Origin of the sequence: Wenyingzhuangia fucanilytica, from assembly GCF_001697185.1 — a bacterium.
Taxonomy (GTDB): domain Bacteria; phylum Bacteroidota; class Bacteroidia; order Flavobacteriales; family Flavobacteriaceae; genus Wenyingzhuangia; species Wenyingzhuangia fucanilytica.
In genome coordinates this window covers 2,355,016-2,380,232 of sequence record NZ_CP014224.1, presented here as the reverse complement: position 1 = coordinate 2,380,232, position 25,217 = coordinate 2,355,016, and the positions used below count along the sequence as shown (strand labels likewise).

Annotated in this window: 21 protein-coding genes; 9 read left to right on the top strand and 12 right to left on the bottom strand. The window is 30.4% G+C overall.

Annotated features, from left to right (window positions below; genetic code table 11):
* Positions 1-7 precede the first annotated feature (7 nt).
* The 5 genes from AXE80_RS09570 to AXE80_RS09550 all read left to right on the top strand — a co-directional run bounded on the left by AXE80_RS09570 (position 8) and on the right by AXE80_RS09550 (position 7,989).
* The gene (locus AXE80_RS09570) at positions 8-4,348 is read left to right on the top strand and encodes a translocation/assembly module TamB domain-containing protein (RefSeq protein WP_157359386.1); all 4,341 of its coding nucleotides are present in this window, start codon (positions 8-10) and stop codon (positions 4,346-4,348) included.
* Between the two features lie 41 nt (positions 4,349-4,389).
* Positions 4,390-5,298 carry a sugar phosphate nucleotidyltransferase gene (locus AXE80_RS09565; protein ID WP_068826712.1) on the top strand — a complete coding sequence of 303 codons (909 nt, stop codon included), beginning with the start codon at positions 4,390-4,392 and terminating at the stop codon, positions 5,296-5,298.
* Between the two features lie 146 nt (positions 5,299-5,444).
* Positions 5,445-6,431: a 6-phosphofructokinase gene (pfkA, locus tag AXE80_RS09560; protein ID WP_068826710.1), complete on the top strand. Its 987-nt coding sequence runs from the start codon at positions 5,445-5,447 to the stop codon at positions 6,429-6,431.
* A gap of 53 nt (positions 6,432-6,484) precedes the next feature.
* Entirely contained in the window at positions 6,485-7,480 is a 996-nt protein-coding gene (gene gap / locus AXE80_RS09555) for a type I glyceraldehyde-3-phosphate dehydrogenase (RefSeq protein ID WP_068826708.1), read from the top strand.
* 146 nt (positions 7,481-7,626) lie between these two features.
* Positions 7,627-7,989, top strand: a complete 363-nt coding sequence (locus AXE80_RS09550) for a methylglyoxal synthase (RefSeq protein WP_068826706.1) — start codon at positions 7,627-7,629, stop codon at positions 7,987-7,989.
* 34 nt (positions 7,990-8,023) lie between these two features.
* Here the strand turns inward: AXE80_RS09550 and AXE80_RS09545 are convergent, their stop codons facing one another.
* From AXE80_RS09545 to truA, 4 genes are read right to left on the bottom strand one after another with little or no spacing between them, the layout of a single operon-like run.
* On the bottom strand, positions 8,024-10,288 hold the full coding sequence (locus tag AXE80_RS09545) for a transglycosylase domain-containing protein (protein WP_083194640.1): 2,265 nt from the start codon (positions 10,286-10,288) through the stop codon (positions 8,024-8,026).
* A 12-nt stretch (positions 10,289-10,300) separates the two neighbouring features.
* On the bottom strand, positions 10,301-10,681 hold the full coding sequence (locus AXE80_RS09540; protein ID WP_068826702.1) for a Rid family detoxifying hydrolase: 381 nt from the start codon (positions 10,679-10,681) through the stop codon (positions 10,301-10,303).
* A complete protein-coding gene (locus AXE80_RS09535) occupies positions 10,682-12,454 on the bottom strand; it encodes an ABC transporter ATP-binding protein (protein WP_068826699.1) in 1,773 nt (590 codons plus the stop codon).
* Positions 12,441-13,193, bottom strand: a complete 753-nt coding sequence (gene truA, locus AXE80_RS09530) for a tRNA pseudouridine(38-40) synthase TruA (protein ID WP_068826698.1) — start codon at positions 13,191-13,193, stop codon at positions 12,441-12,443. The genes AXE80_RS09535 and truA overlap by 14 nt, the downstream gene beginning before the upstream one ends.
* A 107-nt stretch (positions 13,194-13,300) precedes the next feature.
* Here truA and AXE80_RS09525 point away from each other — a divergent pair, with 107 nt between their 5' ends.
* Entirely contained in the window at positions 13,301-13,798 is a 498-nt protein-coding gene (locus AXE80_RS09525; protein WP_068828825.1) for a metallophosphoesterase family protein, read from the top strand.
* Here AXE80_RS09525 and AXE80_RS09520 read toward each other — a convergent pair.
* On the bottom strand, positions 13,795-15,570 hold the full coding sequence (locus AXE80_RS09520) for an AMP-dependent synthetase/ligase (RefSeq protein WP_068826696.1): 1,776 nt from the start codon (positions 15,568-15,570) through the stop codon (positions 13,795-13,797). The two genes, AXE80_RS09525 and AXE80_RS09520, sit on opposite strands and share 4 nt — an antisense overlap.
* 57 nt (positions 15,571-15,627) lie before the next feature.
* Positions 15,628-16,572, bottom strand: a complete 945-nt coding sequence (locus tag AXE80_RS09515) for a LysR family transcriptional regulator (RefSeq protein ID WP_068826694.1) — start codon at positions 16,570-16,572, stop codon at positions 15,628-15,630.
* Between the two features lie 114 nt (positions 16,573-16,686).
* On the opposite strand from AXE80_RS09515, the gene AXE80_RS09510 reads away from it, so the two are divergent.
* Complete coding sequence (locus AXE80_RS09510; protein WP_068826692.1) at positions 16,687-17,154, top strand: Dps family protein; 468 nt, start codon at positions 16,687-16,689, stop codon at positions 17,152-17,154.
* Between the two features lie 72 nt (positions 17,155-17,226).
* Here the strand turns inward: AXE80_RS09510 and AXE80_RS09505 are convergent, their stop codons facing one another.
* The 6 genes from AXE80_RS09505 to AXE80_RS09480 all read right to left on the bottom strand — a co-directional run bounded on the left by AXE80_RS09505 (position 17,227) and on the right by AXE80_RS09480 (position 21,284).
* The gene (locus tag AXE80_RS09505) at positions 17,227-18,198 is read right to left on the bottom strand and encodes a transketolase family protein (protein ID WP_068826690.1); all 972 of its coding nucleotides are present in this window, start codon (positions 18,196-18,198) and stop codon (positions 17,227-17,229) included.
* Positions 18,199-18,261: 63 nt separating this feature from the next.
* Positions 18,262-18,837, bottom strand: coding sequence for a Maf family nucleotide pyrophosphatase (locus tag AXE80_RS09500; RefSeq protein WP_068826688.1), 576 nt, complete (start codon positions 18,835-18,837; stop codon positions 18,262-18,264).
* 15 nt (positions 18,838-18,852) lie between these two features.
* On the bottom strand, positions 18,853-19,701 hold the full coding sequence (locus AXE80_RS09495) for a geranylgeranylglycerol-phosphate geranylgeranyltransferase (protein WP_068826686.1): 849 nt from the start codon (positions 19,699-19,701) through the stop codon (positions 18,853-18,855).
* The gene (smpB, locus tag AXE80_RS09490; protein ID WP_068826684.1) at positions 19,702-20,157 is read right to left on the bottom strand and encodes an SsrA-binding protein SmpB; all 456 of its coding nucleotides are present in this window, start codon (positions 20,155-20,157) and stop codon (positions 19,702-19,704) included. It abuts the gene before it with no gap.
* A gap of 10 nt (positions 20,158-20,167) precedes the next feature.
* On the bottom strand, positions 20,168-20,608 hold the full coding sequence (locus AXE80_RS09485; RefSeq protein ID WP_068826682.1) for a hypothetical protein: 441 nt from the start codon (positions 20,606-20,608) through the stop codon (positions 20,168-20,170).
* A gap of 40 nt (positions 20,609-20,648) precedes the next feature.
* Positions 20,649-21,284, bottom strand: coding sequence for a nitroreductase family protein (locus tag AXE80_RS09480; protein ID WP_068826680.1), 636 nt, complete (start codon positions 21,282-21,284; stop codon positions 20,649-20,651).
* A 241-nt stretch (positions 21,285-21,525) separates the two neighbouring features.
* Here AXE80_RS09480 and AXE80_RS09475 point away from each other — a divergent pair, with 241 nt between their 5' ends.
* Both AXE80_RS09475 and AXE80_RS09470 read left to right on the top strand, forming a co-directional pair.
* Positions 21,526-22,917: an MFS transporter gene (locus AXE80_RS09475; protein WP_068826678.1), complete on the top strand. Its 1,392-nt coding sequence runs from the start codon at positions 21,526-21,528 to the stop codon at positions 22,915-22,917.
* Between the two features lie 617 nt (positions 22,918-23,534).
* Positions 23,535-25,166 carry an ABC-F family ATP-binding cassette domain-containing protein gene (locus tag AXE80_RS09470; RefSeq protein WP_068826676.1) on the top strand — a complete coding sequence of 544 codons (1,632 nt, stop codon included), beginning with the start codon at positions 23,535-23,537 and terminating at the stop codon, positions 25,164-25,166.
* Positions 25,167-25,217: the final 51 nt, after the last annotated feature.

Below are 25,217 nucleotides of genomic sequence, written 5' to 3'. Positions count from 1 at the left end.
ACTACTTTTGCTAGTTATTTGTTTGCAATTTGGTAAAACTCAACTTTTAATAACCGAGCGCATTTTCAAGTACTTAGAAGATGATTTTGATGTTTCTTTTCATGTAGAAGCAATTCAGGTTAATCCTTTTGGTGAATTTGAAATCCATAACTTTTTAATTAGAGATCACCATCAAGACACCCTTATTTATGCAGAAGATACCAAAGGGAGGTTGGTTGATTTACATAATTTAAAAAATAAAATTCTATCATTTGCTGATGTAGAAGTTAGTAATGGAGGGGTAAACGATATTATTTATCCTGGAGAAGATTCAGGTAGTTTAACTATTTTCTCATCTAAATTTGGTAAAAGTAAAAAAGGTACAAAGCCTTTGGTGTTAAATTTTAACGAAGTTTTAACAAGTAATTTAGGATATGCTTTAACTAAGAATAATGATTATGTTGTAAATTTTAATCAAGTATCAGGACATATAAAAACATTAAAAATAGAAGGACCTAATGTAGAGGTTTTAACAGATTCTTTAAGTTTTGAAGATGTATATAAAATTAAATATCAAAAATTAGCGACAGACTTTAAGTATTCTTTGTCTGAAATGCGTTTTGATAATACTCATATTCTCACCAATCATTCCGATTTAAATTTAGATGTAGTTTTTAGTTATGGACCATCAGATTTTTCTGATTTTGTTAAAAAAGTGAAATTAAATGGAGAGGTTCATCACGGGGAGGTTTCTTTAGAAGATATAGATAAAATTTATCCTCATTTTAATAGTTACGAAAAACTAGATATTAGTTCAAAGGTAGAAGGAACGTTAAATAATCTTAGGTTAACCAACACCAAAATGGTTTCTAACGATGAGTCTTTAATTTTAGAAGGAGATTTGTTTTTAACAAACAGTATTGAAGATAGAGATGATTTAAGATTTAGAATTGCAAAAGGAAATGTTGATATAAAAACTCAGGTCTTAAAAAAAATTGTACCAAGTCCATATAGCAAAAGTTTACCAGAAGATTATGTAGGAATTAAAAATGTAAATTTTAATGGAGATTTAGAAGTAAGTCTAGAAAAATTAATTGTTAAAGGAGAAGCCAAAACCAATATAGGTAATGTTAAGTTAGATGGTTTTATTAATCAATTAAATACTCCAGACAAACAATTAAAAGTTTTAATTTCTGAGGGATTTGCTCAAGAGGTAAAACAATTAGAAGGATTTAGAAATATTAATTTTACAGGAGAGGTTAAAGGAAATATTGGTCAAAAAAATCTTGATGTAAATGCAAGTTTAAACTTTAAAAACCTTCAATACAAAAAAATAAAATTATCAAAATCAAGTATAGATTTTCATATTGATAAAAATTCTTTTACTGCAGATTTTGAATCTAAAGATACGCTCTTAACGTTCACTATTAAAATCAATCAAAACAAAACAAATAAAAGGGAAGAATACAATCTTGACTTAGAAGTAACAAAAGCTAAAATAGCAAGTCTTTTTCCTGAAGGGAATCATTTTCAAAATAACGTAACAGGAGTTGGAAAGTTAAAATTAATTAATAAACCCAATGAATTTACTTTAGACGGATTGATTTCAGATATATATGTAGAAACCCCAAAAGATTCTTTAAACTTAAGTGATATGAAAGTATCGCTACAATCTAAAGGAAAAGATAAAAACATTTTTATAGAGTCAAAAGATATTTTAAGTCTTGAAGGAGAAGGTGCTTTTAATTTTGAAGATTTAAAAGTTTTGGCAGAAAATGCTTTGTATAAGTTTATACCAGGAACACAAATAAGATCAGAAATTGCCAATCAAACACTAGTGTTTAAAATGCAAGTTTATCCAACCATTGTAAAAGTGTTTACAGATCAATTTTGGTTAGATAATAATTTAACCATGTCTGGTGTTTTAGATGCTAAAGGAGATAAAGGGGCCATTTTTGCTAAAATTCCAAGTATCAGTTCAGAAGACTTAAAAGTCGACAGCCTAGAGATAACTTTAGACAATTCTAACCAATGGATTAACTCTAATATTTCTATTCAAAAATTTAAATTTAAAAAGCAGGTTTACGAAGATTTATCACTTTTAGGAAAAAAAGTAAATGATACTTTGTTTGTAAGATCTAATTTTCAAAGTGATAAAATTAACAACCGAGCGGTTTTTTATTTAACCACAGAAGATAAAGCTGTTTCTTTAGGAATTGAAAGTGTTTACTTTAAATATCTAAATTCTTTATGGGTAAACTTAGAAAAAAAGCGAAATAAAATTCATTATAACTACGAAACTGGAGATTGGGATTTTTACGAAATTTCTTTTGCTAATGGAGAACAAGAATTTGAATTTGATGGAGCTGTAAAAAAAGATCATTCTAAAAATTTAAAACTATCACTAACAAAAATAAATTTAGAAGAAATACTTCCTAGTATTGATAGTTTAAACGTTGGAGGAATAGCCAGTGGAGAGGTGTTTTTTAAAGAAAAAAATACATTGCTAAAACCCAATGGATCTCTTAAAGTAGAAAAATTAAAAATCAATGGAGTAGACTACGGAAACATGGTCACTAGTATTGAACCTAATGATAAGGAGTTGGGCTATAACTTAAACTTTAATATAAGTAACAAAGCCACTCAAAATATTGATGCTCACGGAGAGATATTAGTTGATGAAAATAATTTTTCAGACTCAAAAATAGATTTAAAAGTATCATTAAACAATCTTAGACTAGCATCATTAAGTCCATTAGGTAGAAACGTACTTTCTACAATTAGAGGAAAAGCCAAGGGAGAATTTACAGTTTCCGGAAGTTTAAATGATTTTAATAGTTTTGGTTCAATTGAGTTAAAAGATGCAGGATTAAAATTTCCATATTTAAATGTTGATTACAATTTTGTGGGAGATACTAAAATAGATCTTCAAGGAAAGAAGTTTATATTTAATAAAATTGCCCTAAAAGATGCTTTGTATAATACAGATGGAAGTTTGCAAGGTGAAATTAATTATGATAAATACAATAATTGGAATTTAGATCTAAAAATAGATACTAGTAACTTATTAGTGTTAAATACAGCCCAAGCAGAAGATTCTAAATATTACGGAACAGCCTTTATGCGTGGTTTTGCTACTATTGTTGGGCCTACAACAGATTTGGCTATAAATGTTACAGGAACCACTTTGCCTAACACAAAGTTTGTACTTCCTATTAGTGATATCAAACAAGTTGAAAACAATAGGTTTATTTATTATAAAGAATCACAAACAGGTGATGATACAGAAGTTGTCAATACAGGTACAATTGGAGGTATTACCGTTACTTTAAATTTAGATATTACTAAAGATGCTCTTGGTGAGGTGGTAATAGATCAAGTTTCGGGTAGCTCTTTACAAGGTAGAACAGATGGAAGATTGTTAATTGATATTGATAAACTTTTTAATATTAGAATGTATGGTGATTTAGTTGTTGATGAAGGACTTTATAACTTTAGATATGGTGGTTTTGTAAACAAACCTTTTACAGTAAAAAAAGGAGGAACGGTTTCTTGGAATGGTGATCCATATAAGGCAGAATTAAATATAGAAGCCATTCATCATGTAAAAGCAAATCCTAAAGTATTGTTAGAAAGCTTAACCGTAAACCGTAAAATAGATGTCGATTTAACTACTAAAGTTACTGGAGAGTTATTTAACTCTAGGCAAGAATTCATGATTAGTATTCCAAACGCAAGTTCTACAGTTTCTTCGGAGTTAGATTTTAAGTTAAATATTGATGAAAATTCTAAAATGCGACAATTCTTCTCCTTGTTGGTTACAAAGAATTTTTATGATGAAAATAATATCAACAATACAAGTTCTGTAATTACAAATACTACATCAGATATCATATCAAATGCGGTAACTGAAATTTTTAATAAGGATGAAGATAAGTTTCATATCAATTTTGGATATACATCAGGAGAAACTTCAAGTGTAGAAGATTTAGCCATCGATGATCAAATAGATATTGGGGTTGCAACAGAGATTAACGATAGAGTTTTAATTAACGGAAAGTTAGGAGTTCCTGTAGGAACAAAAACACAAACAGCAGTTGTTGGAGAGGTAAAAGTTGAGTTTCTAATAAATAAAGATGGGTCCTTACGTTCATCGGTTTTTAATAGACAAAATGAAATTCAATACTCCGAAGAAGAACAAGGTTACACACAGGGAATAGGGTTGAGTTATCAGATAGATTTTAATAATTTAACTGAAATGCTTCAGAAAATTGGACTCAAAGAAAAGAAGAAAGAGAAGCCAAAAGAAGAAGAAGATTTTGAAATAACAGATGATAAAATGTTTTATATCTTACCAGATTTACTATAAAAACCATATTTTTACCGACCTTAATAAAACATATTAAATTAATGAATACGTATACTTTAGTAATATTAGCAGCCGGAATGGGGAGCCGTTACGGTGGATTAAAACAAATGGATACTATGTCTGAAGATGGTGACACAATTATAGATTTTTCTATCTATGATGCTATACAAGCAGGTTTTACCAAAGTAGTGTTTATTGTTAGAAAAGATTTTATTGATCAATTTAAAGAAATCTTTGATAAAAAATTAGCTGGTAAAATAGAAGTAGAATACGTGTGTCAAGAAATTGATAAAGTTCCTGCTGGATATCCAATCCACCCAGAAAGAGTAAAACCATGGGGAACAGGGCATGCTTTGTTAATGACTAAAGGTGTTGTTAAAGATAACTTTATTGTAATTAATGGTGATGACTTTTATAGCAAAGAAGCTTTTAAAAGTATTATTGATGAGTTGTCAAAACTAGATAAAGACTCTCATAATATGTGTATGGTTGGGTATAGTTTAGATAAAACAATATCAGAAAATGGATATGTTTCTAGAGGACAGTGTTATGTTAATGAAAAGCATGAGTTAACTGATGTAGTTGAAAGAACACATATTGAAAAAGTTGGAGATGAAATCTTAAGAAAGGATAGCGAAGGGAATTTAGTAACCATGAAAAAGGATACTATAGTTTCTATGAATTTTTGGGGGTTTACACCAAAGTTTTTAGAGGCCTTAGAGCATGATTTTGAGGATTTCATGAAAGAAAGATCTGCAGAATTAAAAAGTGAATTCTTTATTCCTACCGTAGTTAGTAATGTAATTCATGCTAATAAAGGTGTGGTAAAAGTATTAACATCAGATGCCAAATGGTATGGAGTTACTTATGCAGAGGATAAGCCAGTGGTAACAAATGCTATAGCAAAGTTAAAGGAGGATGGAGTTTATCCTAAAAGCCTTTGGTCTTAGGATTTAATAGTTATTTAATCTAAAATAAGTAGTTGTTAAAAAGATGTTTTGATACTAAAATGGTCTATATCGTTTTCGTATTTAAATCTCGGCAAAATTAATCAAGCCTAAATAATTACTACTTTTATGCATTATAAAATAATAATATGAGTACTAAAGTAACTAAAATAGCCGTAATGACTTCTGGTGGTGATTCACCTGGTATGAATGCTGCGGTAAGAGCTGTTGTAAGAGCTTGTATATACAATAATATTGAATGCATGGGGATATTAAGAGGTTATCAAGGTTTGATTGATAATGACTTAATTCCATTAGATTCTAGAAGCGTACGCAATACAATAAGTAGAGGAGGAACATTTTTACAATCAGCACGTTCTAAAGAGTTTAGAACTGTTGAGGGTAGAGCTAAAGCTTATAAGAATTTTAAGGAAAATAATTTAGATGCCTTAGTTGTTATTGGTGGTGATGGTTCTTTTACAGGAGGAATGATCTTTAATAAAGAACATAAAGTTCCTGTTATTGGAATTCCTGGAACTATTGATAACGATATCTATGGAACTCAATTTACCTTAGGATATGATACAGCTTTAAATACAGTTGTTGAGGTAATTGATAAGATTAGAGATACAGCTTCATCTCACAACAGATTGTTCTTTGTTGAAGTTATGGGACGTGATGCTGGATTTATTGCATTAAATGCAGGAATTGGAGCAGGAGCAGAAGAAATTTTAATTCCAGAAGAAAATTTAGGGATTGAAAGATTAATTGATTCTTTAAATGTTTCTAAAAAATCAGGAAAAACATCTAGTATTGTTGTGGTTGCCGAAGGTGATAAAACAGGTAAGAGCGTTTTTGAATTGGCAGACTATGTAGAGAAAAACATGCCAGAATACGATGTTCGTGTATCTGTATTAGGTCATATGCAAAGAGGAGGTTCTCCTTCTTGTTTTGATAGAGTATTGGCTGGTCGTTTGGGAGTTAGAGCTGTTGAATTATTGTTAGAAGGAAAATCTAATCTTATGGTTGGAATTAACAATAATAAAATTACATCGACTAATTTAGAAAAGGCGGTGAAATTACATCACGATATCGATAAAGAATTGTTAAAAGTAGCAGATATTTTAAGTATCTAATACTAACAAAATAAATAAGTAAACAAATTAATTAAATATATAATTAAATTATCATGGTAAAAATCGGAATTAACGGATTTGGTAGAATTGGTAGATTTGCATTCAGATCTGCAGTAGCAAGAGAAAACGTACAAGTTGTTGGTATTAACGACTTATTAGATGTTGAATATTTAGCTTACATGTTAAAGTACGATTCAGTTCACGGAGAATTCAAAGGAACTGTTGAGGTTGTTGATGGAGCTTTAGTGGTGAACGGAAACACAATCAGAATTACTGCTGAGCGTAACCCAGCTGACTTAAAGTGGGATGAAATTGGAGCTGATTATGTAATCGAATCTACAGGATTCTTTTTAACTAAAGAAAAAGCACAAGGACACTTAGAAGCAGGAGCTAAAAAAGTTGTTTTATCTGCACCATCTCCAGATGCACCAATGTTTGTAATGGGTGTTAACAATACTGAGTTAAAAGCTGATGAAACTATTTTCTCTAACGCTTCTTGTACTACTAACTGTTTATCTCCTATCGCTAAGGTATTAAACGATAACTGGGGAATTGCTGAAGGGTTAATGACAACTGTACACGCTGCAACTGCAACTCAAAAAACTGTTGATGGTCCTTCTATGAAAGACTGGAGAGGTGGACGTTCTGCAATTCACAACATCATTCCTTCTTCTACAGGTGCTGCTAAAGCAGTAGGAAAAGTAATTCCTGCATTAAACGGAAAATTAACTGGTATGGCATTCCGTGTTCCTACTATGGATGTTTCTGTTGTTGACTTAACTGTAAAGTTAGAAAAGCCTGCAACTTATGCTGAAATTTGTGCTGCAATGAAAGCTGCTTCTGAAGGAAATATGGCTGGAGTTTTAGGATATACTGAAGACGCTGTAGTTTCTCAAGATTTCATCGGAGATACTCGTACTTCTGTATTTGATGCATCTGCTGGTATCGCTTTAAACGATAACTTCGTAAAAGTTGTTTCTTGGTACGATAACGAAATTGGTTACTCTACTAAGATTGTTGACTTAATTGAATACTCTGCTTCTTTATAAGAAGATTAGATATATAGTATTTAAACCTCGATTCTGTTAAGAATCGAGGTTTTTTTATGACTTGATTTTTTACAGTTTTATCACTGAAATTTAGTAGCCGTTTATTTTATAGAAATTAATATCTTGCAGCTAATAAAAATAGAATTATGGAAATAGCAATTATAGCTCACGATGGTAAAAAAGCTGATATGGTTCAGTTTTTAATGGAACATAAAGAATTGTTAAAAGCAAAAGGAATTAGCTTGATTTCAACAGGGACTACAGGATCTAAAGTAGAAGCTGCAGGTTTAACAGTACATAGATATTTGTCTGGTCCTTTAGGAGGGGATGCTCAAATTGCAGCAAGAGTTGCTGAAGGAAAAACAGGAATGGTGATTTTCTTTAGAGATCCTTTAGAAAAGCATCCACATGAACCAGATATTTTTATGTTAATGCGTTTGTGTGATGTGTACAACGTACCACTAGCAACCAACCCTGCTACAGCTGGTTTACTGATAAAGTCAGTATAATAAAAAAGCTCAGTTTTTAAACTGAGCTTTTTTATTATTCAATGCTATCTTTATCTTCTTTTTTTCCAATTCCAAAGAGTCTGCTAAAGAAGCTACCTTTTCTTTTTTTCTTTTTATCAAAGATGTCAAATATTTTTTCAAGAGTATTTTCTTCTCTAAAAAATTCACAATCACAACTACTTAAAACATCTTCATCAAATTCAGGAAAACCTGATGATAACTGTTGGTTGATTTTGTTATCATCATATTTTTTAGAAATAATACCACCAACAATTGGCAATGCTGCTACGGAACCTCCACCAATTTTAGAAGGTAAATGTATGCTAGGATATTTGCATCCTACCCACGAACCAATAATAATATCAGAATTAAAGCCAATAAACCAAGAGTCACTATAATCTTGTGATGTTCCTGTTTTTCCTGCCCAATCTCCTTTTGCTCCATATTGAGATTTTAATCTCACGGCGGTACCTTTATCAACAACGCCTTTTAACAAAAGTTGCATGGTTTCCATTGTTTTTACATCTAAAACAGGCTCTTTCTTTTCTTTGTTTGCTTTGTGTTTGTAGATAATATTTCCTTTGGCATCTTTAATTGCAGTAATATAATAAGGTTCTATTTTGTTACCTCTAGTAGCAAAAGGAATATAAGCATGAACAATGTTTTGTAAAGAATAATTTGTTGTTCCTAAAGCTGTAGAAGGGACTCTTTTCAACTCTTTTTCTAAACCTAAGGCATTGGCTGTTTCTTGTAATTTATCAGCACCAACATCAAAATACGTTGCAACAGTAGGTACATTTACACTTTTGGCTAAAGCACCAACCATGCTGTAATACCCTCCGTCTGAATGATCGTAGTTTTCTGGTTTCCAGTCATCATAATCACTATAGGTTTTAACTTCATTATTAATCCAATCGCAAGGTTTTTGTCCGTTTTCTAAGGCTGCTGTATATACAATGGGTTTAAAGGTAGAAGCGACTTGTCTTTCACTTGTAATTAAGTTGTAAGGCAGATATTCAAAACTATTTCCTCCTACATAAATTTCTACAGCACCATCATGAGTGTTTACTCCATAAACTGCTGCATTAATCATTTTTAAATAATGGCTAATGGAATCTTTAATAGAATAGTTGTTATCATTCTTTTCCCAGTTAAACAATAATCTTTTTTTCTTTGTGTTGGCACTATCTTTAATCGCTTGATCACTTAGTCCAGCGTTTTTATAACGCTTATATGTTTTTGTTTGTTGCCATTCGTTGTTAATGGTGTTTTGAATGTTTTTTTGATGTTTAAGATTGTTCCAATAAACATCCATTGATTTTTGCAACTTTAATAAATGAGATTTTCTGGTTTCTAAAGCCGTTTCTTGTAGAGCAGAAACCAAAGTAGTTTCTATAATTAATCCATCATTTATAATTTCCCAAGAACTACCATCTTTCTTTTCAAAATCTTCTAAAATTTCTTCGGCTTTGTTTTTTACTTGTTTTAAAAAGTAACCATTAGGGTTTTCTATAACCAGGTTTTTATATTGAATATTTACAGAATCTTTACTGTGTTGTAGGTATTCATCATCATTTAAAAATCCAGCTTTTTTCATTTGGAACAACACTGTGTTTCTTCTTGTAAAAGCATGATCTGGATGTTGTCTAGGGTTGTAATAAGTATTGGCTTTTAACATTCCAACCAATATAGCCGACTGCTCTAAAGTTAATTTGTTTACTGGAACTGAAAAATAACGTTGTGCAGCAGATTCAATTCCATAAACTCCTTCACCAAAAGGTACAGTATTAAAGTATAATGAAAGAATTTCTGATTTGGTGTATATGGATTCTAATCTATTGGCTAAAATAGCTTCTTTGGTCTTATTTACAGGCATAGAAAAAACACCAAAATCTTTTCTAGTAAATAAATTTTTTGCCAATTGCTGTGAAATAGTACTCCCACCTCCAGACGAAGAATTTCCTAATAAAATGGTTTTAAACAAAACCCTAAGCATGGCAATTTTATCAATACCATTGTGTTCGTAAAAACGAGCATCTTCAGTAGCTACCAAAGCATTGATTAAATGTTTGGGTAATTTTTCATAAGCTACATTGGTTCTGTTGGTGTGAAAATATTTACCAATGATTTTACCATCAGCACTATAAACAACACTGGCTTGAGCTTGTTTAATTTCTGTCAATTCTTTTTTATTAGCAATAGGGCCAAAAGAACCAATGTAAACCAAACCGATAAATCCAGCAATGGAAGTTAGTCCTAAAACAAATAAAGAAAGGATAAGGAGGATAATTTTACGCATCAAATATGGGGTTTATAGATGTGCAATAACAGAAATTTCTACAGATACATTTTTAGGCAATTTAGAAACTTCTACACATTCTCTTGCTGGTGCTGTAATTTCATTAAAATAGCTAGCATAAACTTTATTAACATCTGCAAAATCATCCATATTAGCCAAAAATATAGAGGCTTTTACTACGTTTTCAAAAGTAGCACCTGCTTCTAATAATATGGCTTGAATATTTTTCATTACCTGATTTGTTTCAGACTGAATATTATCTGTAACAAACTCTCCTGTTTTAGGATCGATGGCAATTTGTCCAGAAACATATAAGATTCCATGAACAGATACCGCTTGATTATAAGGTCCTACTGGTGCAGGAGCATTTACTGTTTGATATATTTTTTTCATTTATGAAGCAATTTGTTGGTTAGCGAATTGTTTGTCGTATAAGTTTTTATAAAAACCATCATTGGTATTTAATAGTTCTTGATGTGTTCCTTCTTCAACAATATTTCCTTGATCTAATACAATAATTCTATCGGCATTTTTTACAGTTGCCAAACGATGTGCAATTACAATACTAGTTCTTCCCTCTGTTATTTTATCAATAGCAAACTGAATCATTTGTTCGGAGTGTGAGTCAATAGAAGAAGTCGCTTCATCTAAAATTAAAATACTTGGGTTAGAAACATAAGCTCTTAAAAAAGCGATTAATTGTCTTTGTCCAGAAGATAGCATTACTCCACGTTCTTTAACATTATATTCAAAGCCTCCAGGTAAACTTTCTACAAATTCTTCTATCCCAATTTGTTGAGCTGCATTTTTAATTTCTTCTATAGTAATGTCTTCTTTTTGTAAACTAATATTGTTTTTAATACTATCAGAAAATAAGAAAACATCTTGCAAAACAATAGCAATTTCGTTTCTTAAAAAGTTTAAATCATAATCTTTTATAGGGGTTCCATCAACTAAAATAGTTCCACTATCTATGTCGTAAAAACGATTGATAAGATTTATTATTGTTGATTTACCAGCACCTGTAGCACCAACAATAGCAATAGTTTCTCCTTGTTTAACATTAAAAGAGATTCCTTTAAGAATTTTTTCATCTTTTAAATAACTAAAAACAACATCTTTAAAATCAATATTCCCTTTGATGTTTTTAGGTTTAAAAGTTCCTTGAGCATCAATATGGCTTTTGGTATCCATAATTTCGAACACACGATCACCAGCAACCATTCCCATTTGTAAAGTGGTAAATTTATCGGCAATTTGTCTTAAAGGTCTAAATAACATTTCTGTCATCATAATAAATCCAATAATTTCACCAGGAGTAACATTGTTGTTTTCTGCCAATTCTCTACCTCCAAACCAAACTATTAATCCTACGGCAATAGATGATAAAACCTCGGCAATAGGATAGAAAATAGAAAAATACCAAACCGTTTTAATGTGTGCTGTTCTGTGTTTTTTATTGATGTCTTGAAACTTTTGATATTCAATATTTTCTCTATTAAAAAGTTGTACAATTTTCATTCCTGTAACCCTCTCTTGCACAAAACCATTTAGGTTGGCTACTTGAACACGTACTTCTTGAAAAGCAGTTTTGATGGCTTTTTGAAAAACTTTGGTTGCATAAATTAAAACAGGTAATACCACAAAAGCAATTAAAGCCAATTTCCAGTTGATGACAAGCATGACTACTGCGATGATAAACATTTTAAGAATATCGTTCACAATCATAAATAAACCTTGACTAAAAAATTGTGCAATCGTTTCTACATCAGAAACCACACGAGTAACCATTCTACCAACAGAAGAGTTGTTAAAATAGGCCATGTTAAACTTTAAAATATGCTTAAAAAGTTTGGTTCTAATATCTTTAATTACACTTTGTCCTAATAGGTTGGCTAGGTATATAAAGCATAATTGCAATAAAACTTCGGCTATTAATGCTATTAAAATTAGCATTACAAAGTTTAAAAAACCTTCTTCCGTTTTGGTGTATACAAACCTGTCAATTCCATTAATAATTAAATATGGTCTGTAAGCAGATACCGCAGCTAAACAAACGGAAAATATAGCTGTAAAAATAAATAACGCTTTATAAGCCATTGCATAGCTCATAATTCGACTGAATATATTTATGTCGAGTACTTTTATTTTTTTATTTGATGACATTTTTAATGTTTTCTGGGTATAAAATTTCAGTTAAAAAAAGTCCATGGGCTGGGGCAGAAGCTCCTGCATTTGATCTTTCTTTACTGTTGATGATGTTCTTTATATTTTCTGGCGACATTTTACCAAGTCCAACTGCATATAATGTACCAACAATTGCACGAACCATATTTCTTAAAAAACGATCTGCAGAGATATGAAATACCAATTGATTTCCGTTTAAAATAAATTCAGCTCTACTAATATCACAATTATAAGTTCTTACATCTGTTTTAGATCTAGAAAAGCATTTAAAATCAGTAAAATCAAGTAAATGTTTAGCTGCTTGATTCATTGCATCAATATTTAATTGATGATTTATTTGCCATTCTGTATCAGTAGTAAAAGGACTTTTTCCTAATAATATTTTGTATTCATAACTTCTTTTGATAGCATCAAAACGAGTATGAGCATCTTTGTTTACTTTAAAGATGCGATGAAAAACAATATCATCTGGCAATAATGCATTCATTTTATAACAATAAACATCGGAATCTAAATCGAGTTCTGTGTCAAAATGAATAAACATTTGAGAAGCGTGTACTCCTGCATCTGTTCTACCTGCAGCAACCACTTCTATTGGGTTTCTTAAAATTGTAGAAAGGCTTTTTTGTACCACTTCTTGTACACTAATGGCATTTGGTTGTATTTGCCATCCGTGATAATTTTTACCTAAATAAGAGAGTTCTGCAAAGTACCTCAAAAGTTTGTTTTTTTAGAGTATAAAGGTATTGAATTATAGGGTTACAATCAACACAAACTATGAAGTAAGAAAGCCGATGAAATTGAATAAAAATATCGATTTTTGTGATTATGAAAATACTATTACTATCAGACACACATAGCTATTTAGATGATGCCATTTTAAAATATGTAAAATTAGCCGATGAGGTTTGGCATGTGGGGGATATTGGAGAAATAACAGTAACCGATGCTCTTAAAAAGTTAAAGCCTTTAAGAGCTGTTTATGGTAATATTGATGGAGCAGAAGCTAGGGCAGAATTCCCTTTAGACAATCGTTTTGTTGTTGATGGTTTAGAAGTTTGGATGACGCATATTGGAGGCTATCCTAACCGATATAATGTAAGAATTAAAGAAAAGATAAAAGAAAACCCACCAAAATTATTTATTAGTGGGCATTCGCATATTTTAAAAGTTCAGTACGATCAAAAATTACAGTTGCTACATATGAATCCGGGAGCAGCTGGTAAACATGGTTTTCATCAAGTAAGAACAATGTTGCGTTTTGAAATTATAAAAGGAGAAATCACCAATTTAGAGGTGATTGAATTAGGAAAAAGAGCCTAATTTTCTCCATATATTTTTTGGTATAAATCTTTATATATTTCTAAAACAATTTTACGTTTTATTTTCATAGTTGGAGTTAAATGCCCTCCGTCAATACTCCATTCATCAGGGGTTAATTCAAACCTTTTAATTTGTTCCCAATTACCAAAATTTTTATTACAACTTTGTACTTCTTGATTAATACGATCTATTACTAATGGATTTTTAATTAGTTTTTCATTGGTGTCAACATCTATTATATTTTTAATTTTACACCAGTCACGCATAAAATTAAAGTTGATTTGAATAAGAGCAGCTGGCATTTTTTCCCCCTCACCAATGACCATAATTTGCTCAATAAATCTAGATTGTTTTAAATCGTTTTCTAATAAAGTAGGTACTACATATTTTCCCCCAGAGGTTTTAAAAATTTCCTTTTTACGATCGGTAATTTTTAAAAAACCTTCACTGTCTAATTCACCTATATCTCCAGTATGAAAGTACTCGCCAGACATTACACTTTCCGTTTTTTCAGGATCTTTGTAATAGCCAAGCATGATATTAGGACCTTTTACTAAAATCTCACCATCTTCGGCAATTTTAACTTCAATATTATCAATAGTTTTACCTACAGTTCCTATTTTAAATGCTTTGTTTTTAATATCGTTAACAGCAATAACAGGAGAAGTTTCTGTTAAACCATAACCTTCTAAAATGGTCATTTCTGCTGCTGCAAATACTCTAGCTAATCTAGGTTGTAAGGCAGCACTACCAGAAACCAAAGTACTTAGGTTTCCTCCTAAAGCTTCTTTCCATTTGCTAAAAATTAATTTTCTAGCAATTTTTAATTGAAATTCATAACACCAACCATTAGCTCCAAAAGGTTCATATCTTAATCCTAGATTAACAGCCCAATAGAATAAAGCTTTTTTTATTCCTTTTAGTTCCTGTCCTTTGGCGTAAATTTTATCATAAACCTTTTCGTATAATCGGGGAACTCCCGTCATAATGTTAGGCTTAATTTCTTTTAGATTATCGCTAACTTTTTCAATAGATTCTGCAAAATATATTTCAATGCTTTCGTATTGATATAAGTATAAAATCATTCTTTCAAAAACATGACAAACAGGTAAAAAACTTAAAGCCTTAGACTTTCCCTTTTCAAGTGGAACTCTAGGAGAGCTGTCAATAGTATTAGAAACTATATTTTGATGGCTCAACATTACTCCTTTAGGTTTTCCTGTAGTTCCAGAGGTGTAAATAATAGTGGCTAAATCTGTTGTTAGAATACTATTTTTTCGTTCTTCTAATAATTGGTCTTTATCAGATTTTTTTCCTGATTCAATAATTTCTTTCCAATTCTTTACCCCATCAATTTCATCAAAAGTATACACTTCTTTAATAGAAGTTTTATTCTTGATTAGGTTTACTTTTTCTAAAATTTCTACATCAGATACAAAGCAATAAGTAGCTTCAGAATGGTTTAAGATATATTCATAATCATTGGCAGATATGGTAGGGTAAATGGGTACATTTTGTGCTCCAGTTTGCAATATAGCAATATCTAAAATGTTCCATTCAGTTCTATTGTTAGATGAAATGACAGCAATTTTATCATCCTTATTAATTCCTAACTCTAACAATCCTTTAGAGGCATAGTTGTACTGTTCAATAAATTCTTGTGTAGAAATAGAAACCCACTCATTATTGTATTTAGTGGTGAACGCTTTTTTAAGCGGAAGATTTTCTAATTGATACATCGGAAAATCAAAAATCCTAGTTACAGATTGCATGGTTTATAGTTTAATAGGAAATAATAAGTTATAAAAATTAAATTTTAAAGTCAATATTTAATTGACAGCTTTTAAAGGACTGATGATATCAACATCTGTAAAAGCAATTAATCCTCTAATAACCCCAGAAATTTCATCTTTTAAAGCATTAATAAGTTGTAGTTTTAATTCTGATTTATGGTAAATCATACTTACTTCTCTTGCTGGATATGGTTTTTGAAACTCGCGAATCAAACTTTTATCTTCTTTACTTAGATCTAAAGAATGTAAATATGGCAAAAGAGTCATTCCCATACCTTCTTTGGTTAATTTAATTAAAGTGTTAAAACTACCGCTTTGTAGGGCAAATTGCTTTTTGTTGTTTGGACTTAAAGAGCTACAAATATTTAATACGCTTTCTTTAAAACAATGTCCGTCTTCTAATAACAATAAATCATCTAAACTAAGGTCTTGAGGATTTAAGAATTTTTCGTTATATAATCTGTGGTTGCTATTTACTAGCCCAATAAATGGTTCGTAATAAATAGGAGATTCTATGATGTTTTCATCATTTAAAGGAGTTGCGGCAATGGCAGCATCTAAATAACCATCCTTTAGTTTTTGTACAATTTCTGCAGTAGTTAATTCGTTTATAACAAGTGCTACTTTTGGATATTTTTTATTAAAGTTTTTAAGAAATAAAGGTAGTAGACTAGGCATAATTGTAGGGATGATTCCTATTTTAAATTCCCCACCGATATATCCTTTTTCTTGATCTACAATATCTGTAATTCGGTTACTCTCATTTACAATAATTTTAGCTTGCGCTACTATTTTTTTACCAACTTCTGTTAGCTCAATAGGTTTTTTGTTTCTATTGAAGATTTGAATATCCAAAGCTTCTTCTAGTTTATGTATTTGCATACTTAAAGTTGGTTGGGTAACAAAACAATGTTCCGAAGCTGTGGTAAAGTTTTGATATTTTGCTACTGCTAAAACATATTTTAATTGAGTAATAGTCATAAATATGGAATGTATATCGATATTATTTATAAAGATATTAAAATTATCAATTATAGTTATTGATTTGACTTCTTAATTTCTTTTAAATTTGAGGTATAATTAAAAAAATATAAAATGAAAACACTAGTAGGAATTGAAACAAAAAGCGCAAATAGAATTATTGAAAACCTAAATGATTTACTAGCTAATTTTCAAATTCATTACCAAAACTTAAGAGGATTACACTGGAATATTAAAGGGAAAAACTTTTTTGAATTACACGTAAAGTTTGAAGAATATTATACAGATTCTCAGATAAAAATCGATGAAATAGCTGAGCGTATTTTAACATTAGGAGGAACTCCATTACATACTTTTACAGATTATTTAGAAACTTCTAAAATAGCTGTAGGGAAAAATATTACCAATGATGTTGAGGCTGTTAATTTAGTGGTAACAGGGTATAAGCAATTGTTAGAAATTGAAAGAGAATTATTAGTTGTGTCTGACGAAGCAGATGATGAAGGAACTAATTCTATGATTAGTGATTTTGTAAGTGAGCAAGAAAAAACATTGTGGATGTTAAATGCTTGGTTAGGATAATAGCAGAAATAAAATAGAAATAAAAAAGGCATCCAATTTTGGATGCCTTTTTTATTTAGTATTATTTAAGAACTATGTTCTTTTGATAACTTTTTTAGATGCAGCAACAATTGCAGCAGCATTTAAGTTGTATTTGTCCATTAACTGAGCAGGAGTACCAGATTCTCCAAAAGTATCTTGAGTACCTACAAATTCTTGAGGAACAGGAGTGTTTAAAGCTAAAGTTCTAGCAACACTTTCTCCTAAACCACCAATAATATTGTGTTCTTCAGCAGTAACAATACATCCTGTTTTAGCAATAGATTTTAAAATAATTTCTTCATCTAAAGGTTTAATAGTATGTATGTTAATTACATCAGCAGTAATTCCTTCTTTTTCTAATTCTTCTGCAGCTTGTAAAGCTTCCCAAACTAAGTGACCAGTAGCAACAATAGTTACATCGTTACCTTCTGTCATTTGAATACCTTTACCAATTACAAATTTATTTTCATTTTCAGTATCAGTAAATTTAGGCATAAAAATAGGCACTACAGGTCTACCAAAACGTAAATATACAGGTCCTTCATGTTCAGCAATTGCAATTGTAGCAGCTTCAGTTTGATTAAAGTCACAAGTATTAATTACTGTCATACCTGGTAACATTTTCATCAATCCTATATCTTCTAGAATTTGGTGAGTTGCTCCATCTTCTCCTAAAGTTAATCCCGCGTGAGAAGCACAAATTTTTACGTTTTTATCAGAATATGCAATAGATTGTCTAATTTGATCATAAACACGTCCTGTAGAGAAAGCAGCAAAAGTTCCTGTAAATGGAATTTTTCCACCTATAGTTAAACCAGCAGCAATTCCCATCATGTTAGCTTCTGCAATACCAATTTGGAAAAATCTTTCAGGATTTTCTTTAATAAATTCATCCATTTTTAATGAACCAATTAAATCGGCACATAATGCTACAACATTAGGGTTTGTTCTTCCTAAATGAGCTAAACCAGTACCAAAACCTGAACGAGTATCTTTTTTCTCTGTGTAAGTGTATTTTTTCATTTTACAGTTCTAACATTTAATTGTCGGCAAAAGTAATAATTTTATATGGTTACAGGAATAATATTAAAAGTTTTTAAGTTCTTTATATAATTTTTGTACAGGAAGACCTACAACGTTTGCATAACTACCTTCAATTTTAGTAACTCCAATTAATCCAATCCATTCCTGAATTCCATAACTTCCGGCTTTATCAAAAGGTTTGTAGTTCTCTATATAGTAGTTAATTTCTTTAGAACTTAGTTCTTTAAAATAAACTTTGGTTTTGTCTGTAAACACCTTTGTTTTTTTGGTAGTGGCAATACAAACAGAGGTAATTACTTCGTGACTGTTATTTGATAATTCTTCTAACATTTTAAAAGCATCAAGATTGTTTTTTGGTTTTTCAAGTGCTTTGTTATTAGACCATACAATAGTATCAGCAGTTATCAATAACTCATTATCTTCTAAATGAATTGCATTTGATTTATACTCCGCTAAAAATTCAGTGATTTGTTCAGCTTTAAAATGGTGAGGGTATATTTCTTGACTATCTATTGTTCGACTTTCAAATACTATATTTAAATCTTCTAAGAATTGTTTTCTTCTCGGTGATTTTGAACCTAAAATCACCTTGTAGTTTTTAAGAATATCTTTTAGCATGTATGTAGTTTATGTTTATGTAAAAAGTATAGTAAAAATTCCAAATGCAATAATTAATTTAAGATTTTTACTAATTCTTGAATAATCGTGCTTTTTTTTACTGTTTTTTAAGTTAATAAAAATATTAGACAGTGGAAGTATTAAAGTAACGAAAATGTAAATTTTAAGTGGAATTTGGTTCGTTATATATAACAACATTACAAAACACATTAAAGTAAATAATATAATTATTCGTACAAATTTTATAGTGCTTTTGGTACCTATTAAAATAGGTAGTGTTTTTAATAAGGCTTTTTTATCTCCTTTAATATCTTCAATATCTTTAATAATTTCTCTGATAAAATTTAGCAAAAAAGCAAATAGAGATAATAGATAAATAATTCCTTTTTGGTAAGGTGAACTAGGAATAATCATCAAAATAAATAACATAGAAAATGCTGTAAAACTTGCAATGATGATATTGCCCAGTAAAGGAGTTCCTTTTAGTTTTTTACTGTATAAATATAATAGGATGATTACAGGAATTCCATAAAAATACAAGGTAATACTTTGTAAAAGAAAACAAATTAGTGTTCCTATAATAAGCCCAATTATATTGATGAAAATATATAATGTAAAAGCTTTTTTAGGAGTGATGATTTTTCCTATAATTTGCTTTTGGGGTTTGTTAATTTTGTCTGGGATAAGGTCAAAATAATCATTGATGATATTTCCACCAGCAGCAAAACATAAGGTACAAATAATATAAAAAACAGCAGGTAAAGTAAACTGCTCTAAAGAATATAAACTCCAAATAATAATGATTTGCCCTATACTAATCAATACAAGGTTTTTCCACCTAATTAATTGGAGTATGCTAACCATTTAATAAGATTTTTTAACTCTATCTAACGATATTTTGTTGTCTCTATCTTTAATAGTTTGTCTTTTGTCATAAAGTTTTTTACCCTTACAAAGGGCAATTTCTAGTTTGGCTAAACCTTTATCGTTTAAAAACATTTTTAAAGGAACAATAGTTAAACCACCAGCTTGTACTTCTTTGTTAAGTTTTTTTAATTCCTTTTTATTTAAAAGAAGTTTTCTAGAACTTTTTGGTTTGTGATTATATGCGTTTCCATACAAATACTCTTCAATAAACATATTGATGGCAAATAATTCTCCCTGATCGTTAAATTCACAAAAGCTATCTGTAATACGAGCTTTACTCAATCTAATAGATTTTATTTCAGTCCCCGTTAATACAATTCCAGCTACATATTTGTCTAGTATTTCATATTCAAATCGAGCTCTTTTGTTTTGTATGTTTATTCTTTTTTGCATGAATTTTTAATTATAATTCGTTTATACGGTAACGAATGTTAAACCCAAATCTTAATATGTCTATAGAGGTTTTGGTAATAATATTTAGTTGTGGTCTCCAATCTAAACCAAAAGTAATAGGAGTCTTTTTTAAAAGATATTCTATTCCTGTTTCTCCATTAACCCCTAAAATAAATGGATCTCCTATAAAAGTACCAATTCCCGCTCCAATATAGTATTGAAAGTTTGGATTACTTTCTTTTATAGGTTTTACTTTAAAATCATAAAGTAAATTGGCTCCAATTCCATTACCAAAGGTAATATCTCCATGTAGTCTGGTGCGATCTTCAAAGTTTACAATCCCATCAATAGCAACATTGTTATCTCCAAAATTTCCTAGTCTTATTCCTATTTCTTGAGAAAATAACTGAGCACTAAGCACAAAAAACAAAAGATTGATTATATTTTTCATGATGATTATTTATTTTTTTTGCAAAAATAAGTCTTTAGTTTTAGATAGTAACAAAACTACTAAAGTCTTTAATGCTCCCTTGTTTTTCCCTCCATGCTCCTGTAATTTGTTTTGTGTTTTTGATATTGTCATCGGAAAAGATAAATATACTTCCTAATAATTGTTCGTTGGTAGGAATGTTAAGCAATTCTTTAAAATTATTTTCTCTTAAAGTTCCGCCACTAGACCAATATGTTTCATATCCTTTTTCAGTTGCAACAAGTAATAAGTTTTGAATAGCTGCACTTGTAGCAGCAACATGTTCTATGTTTTTTTGATGAAACTCAATTTTTCCATTATCTAAAGGTTCGGGTATCCAAGTAGCTTGTATTAGCGCCGATGCAGTATGTAACATTTGTACAATTTTTCCGCCATCTATATTGTTGTCTATATAATACTTTGCTAAATCTCTACAAGTTTTAGTATCCAAAATATAAAATCTCCATGGAGCCAAAGATTTTAGTTCAGTATGTTCAATCGCTTCATTATTTGCAGGGTAATGAAAAGGAGCCTTACCTGCACAAGTAACCATTTCTTCTAAATCAGTAATAGATACTTCTGTTTTTAATATAGGCTTAGGTTCTGCACTAAGTACCTTTAATGTTCTTCTTTTATGAATAATGTTTTGGATAGACATACGTAATTTTTTCAGAGTACATCAAAGATGGAAAATTATTAGTACACCATAAAATTTTAAGTAAATATTCCAAAAATTGCTTTTTAGCAGTTTTTTAATTGCTTAATACGTGTTTACTAAATGTTATTGCGCAGTTATGTGAAATTTGTAGAAAATTATAGTTTTTATTCTTTTTAAGTCTACTATTTTTGCCGGTATAAATACGTAGTTTTTTACGTATTGTTTTTTTAAAGTAATTATTATGTCAGTATCAGCAAAATCAACAAAACTAGATTTGTTTAATTTAAAGAGTAAACCTATCCAAACATTTTGGATTACTTCTATCGCATTTTTTATGTGTTTTTTCTCGTGGTTTGGAATCGTTCCTTTTATGCCATACGTAGTAAAAGATTTAGGTTTAACTCCAGATCAAAAATGGAATTCTATCATATTAGCAGTAACAGGTACTGTTTTTGCTCGTTTGTTAATTGGTAAATTATGTGATAAATACGGACCTCGTTTGTGTTATACTTGGTTGTTAATGTTAGGAGCTATTCCTGTAATATTAATAGGTTTAGTACAAACACCATTACAGTTTTTGGTATGTAGATTTTTAATCGGATTTATTGGGGCTTCTTTTGTAATTACTCAATTCCACACTTCTATTATGTTTGCTCCTAATATTGTAGGTACTGCTAATGCAACATCTGCTGGATGGGGTAATTTAGGTGGTGGAGCCAATCGTTTAGGAATGCCATTAATTGCTGCAGGAGTAATTAGTTTTGGTGTTGCCGAAACAGAAGCTTGGAGATATTCTATGATTACTGCAGGATGTATCTGTTTTCTTATGGGATTGGTTTATTTCTTCTTTACCCAAGATACACCAGAAGGTAATTTTAAAGAATTAAAAGCGTCAGGAGATATGCCTGAGCTTAAAAAGGATGAAGCAGGATTTATGGTAGCTGTTAAAGATTACCGTGTATGGATATTGTTCTTGGTATATGCAGCATCATTTGGAATGGAGTTAACCGTATATGGAACCATGGATGATTATTTACAAAACACTTTTCAGTTAGAAAGAGTAACTGCTGGTAACTTAGTATTATCATTTGCGTTAATGAATATTTTTGCAAGAACTTTAGGTGGTTTCTTTGGAGATAAGTTTGGTAAATTAAAAGGATTAAGAGGTAGGGTATTATTCCTAGCTGTTATTTTAACAATTGAAGGATTGATGTTGGCTACTTTTTCTGGAGCCGAAAACTTTATAGTAGCATTTATTTTCTTAATATGCTTTAGTTTATCTGTGCAAATGGCAGAGGGAGCTACTTTTTCTGTAGTACCTTTCATCAACAAAAAAGCAATAGGATCTATTAGTGGTATTGTTGGAGCAGGTGGTAATGTAGGTGCGTTTTTAGCGGCAATATTATTAAAATCTAAATCAGCAATTGCAGAAAAAGAAGCGATTATAACTTCTAAAGGAGCTGCAGCAGATGTGATTAAATCTGCTCAAGCAGCAGCATCTTCTGATGCAGTTGCAAGTGGATATTTTATGATTGGAGTTTTAGTGGTAATAACTGCTTTGATAGCTTTAACAATTAAGTTTTCTCAAGAAGATGAATTAGCAGTCGTTCCTGGTAAAGTAGAAACAGCTTAGTTAAAATTTAAATAACAATTAAAAAGCCTTGATTTATTAATAAATCAAGGCTTTTTCTGTTTTATGATATAATGTTTAGCTTAAATCGGATTATTATAAAAAAAAGAAACTTAATCTTTGGTTTAACTGTTTTTATTACTTAGTTTTGCAAGTATAAATACGTAGTTTGTTTGCGTATTTGTAATTTGGTTAGATCATTTAGGTTTTTATTAAATAAACATATTACCTGTAAGGCGTTGTGTATTATTAAACAAGCAAATGTAAAATAAAGAATTGGGAGGTTTTTTAAATATTTGTTAGTTGTGTAACAGTGTTAAAGCTGTTATATATCAATATTGGATTAGGTTGAACGCATCGCAAGTTGATAATTTTTAAGTTTTATTTCCATGATAGAGTTTAATTTATGTCATAAAACATCAATGCTTTGCAGGTTTTTTAAATTGTATTATCCTATGCTTAATGTACTTAAGCTAGTTTTAATAGTTTCTAGTTATCTCTTGCCATTTCATTAGTCAGGAATGGCAAGTTTTTAATTTATTTCACGTATAAAATAGAGGAGCCCTAGACATTAGTCTGGGGTTTCTTTTTTGTATTTTTGGGCTTTTAAAAAAACTTTTATGATTTCTGTAGATAATTTAGCAGTAGAGTTTAGTGGACATACTTTGTTTAGTGATGTGTCTTTCGTTATTAACGAGAATGATAAAATTGCCTTGATGGGTAAAAATGGTGCCGGTAAGTCTACCATGATGAAAATTATTGCAGGATTACAAACGCCAACTAGAGGAGGAATTCGTTGTCCTAAAGATACTGTCATAGCTTATTTACCTCAGCATTTATTAATAGATGATGAATGTACTGTGGTCGAAGAGGCTTCAAAAGCTTTTGATGAGGTATTTTCTATGAAATCTGAAATGGAAGAGCTAAATAAGCAGTTAGAAACAAGAACTGATTATGAGTCTGATGAGTACATGAAAATTATTGAACGTGTATCAGATTTAGGAGAAAAATATTATGCCTTAGAAGATGTAAATTACGAAGCAGAGGTAGAGGTTGCTTTAAAAGGTTTAGGGTTTACGCAGGAAGATTTTAACAGATCCACTTCTGAATTTAGTGGAGGTTGGAGAATGCGTATTGAATTGGCTAAAATTTTATTAAAAAAACCTGATTTAATCTTATTAGATGAACCTACTAACCACGTAGATATTGAGTCTGTTATTTGGTTAGAAAACTTTTTGTTAAATAAAGCAAAAGCAGTAATTGTAATTTCTCACGATAAGGCTTTTGTAGATAATATAACCAATAGAACTTTAGAGGTTTCTATGGGGAAAGTATATGATTATAAAGCTAATTATTCTCATTATTTAGAGTTAAGAAAAGAGCGTAGAGCCAATCAGCAAAAAGCTTATGATGAGCAACAAAAGATGATTGCTGATAATAAGTTGTACATAGAACGTTTTAAAGGAACATATTCAAAAGCATCTTCTGTAGCTTCTAGAAAAAGAATGTTAGAAAAGATGGAAATTATTGAAGTTGATGAGGTAGATACTTCATCACTAAGACTTCGTTTCCCTCCATCACCACGTTCTGGAGATTACCCTGTTAAGGTAGAGAACATGAGTAAATCATATGGTGATCATGTTATTTTTAAAGAAGCAAACATGGCTATTGCAAGGGGAGAAAAGGTAAGTTTTGTCGGTCAAAATGGTCAAGGTAAATCAACCATGATTAAGGCTATTATGGGGCAAATTGATTTTGAAGGTTCTTGTGGATTAGGGCATAATGCCAAAGTTGGGTATTTTGCTCAGAATGAAGCTTCTTTGTTGGATAATGATTTAACTATTTTTGAAACAGTAGATAATGTTGCTGTGGGAGATATTAGAACTCAAATTAAAAACATATTAGGAGCTTTTATGTTTAAAGGCGATGATATTGAAAAGAAAGTTGGAGTGTTATCTGGAGGAGAAAAAACTCGTTTGGCAATGGTGAAATTATTGTTAGAGCCAGTAAACGTACTTATTTTAGATGAGCCAACAAACCATTTAGATTTACGTTCTAAAGATGTAATCAAAGAGGCGCTGCAAAATTTTGATGGAACCTTAATTTTGGTTTCACATGATAGAGATTTCTTAAAAGGATTGTCTCAGAAAGTATTTGAGTTTAAGGATAAAAGAGTGATAGAACATTTTGAAACTATTGATGCTTTCTTAGAAAGAAACAAGGTAGAAAGTCTAAAAGAAATGGATTTATAAACTACATAAAATAAAAGAGCCACTCATTGAGTGGCTCTTTTATTTTTGATA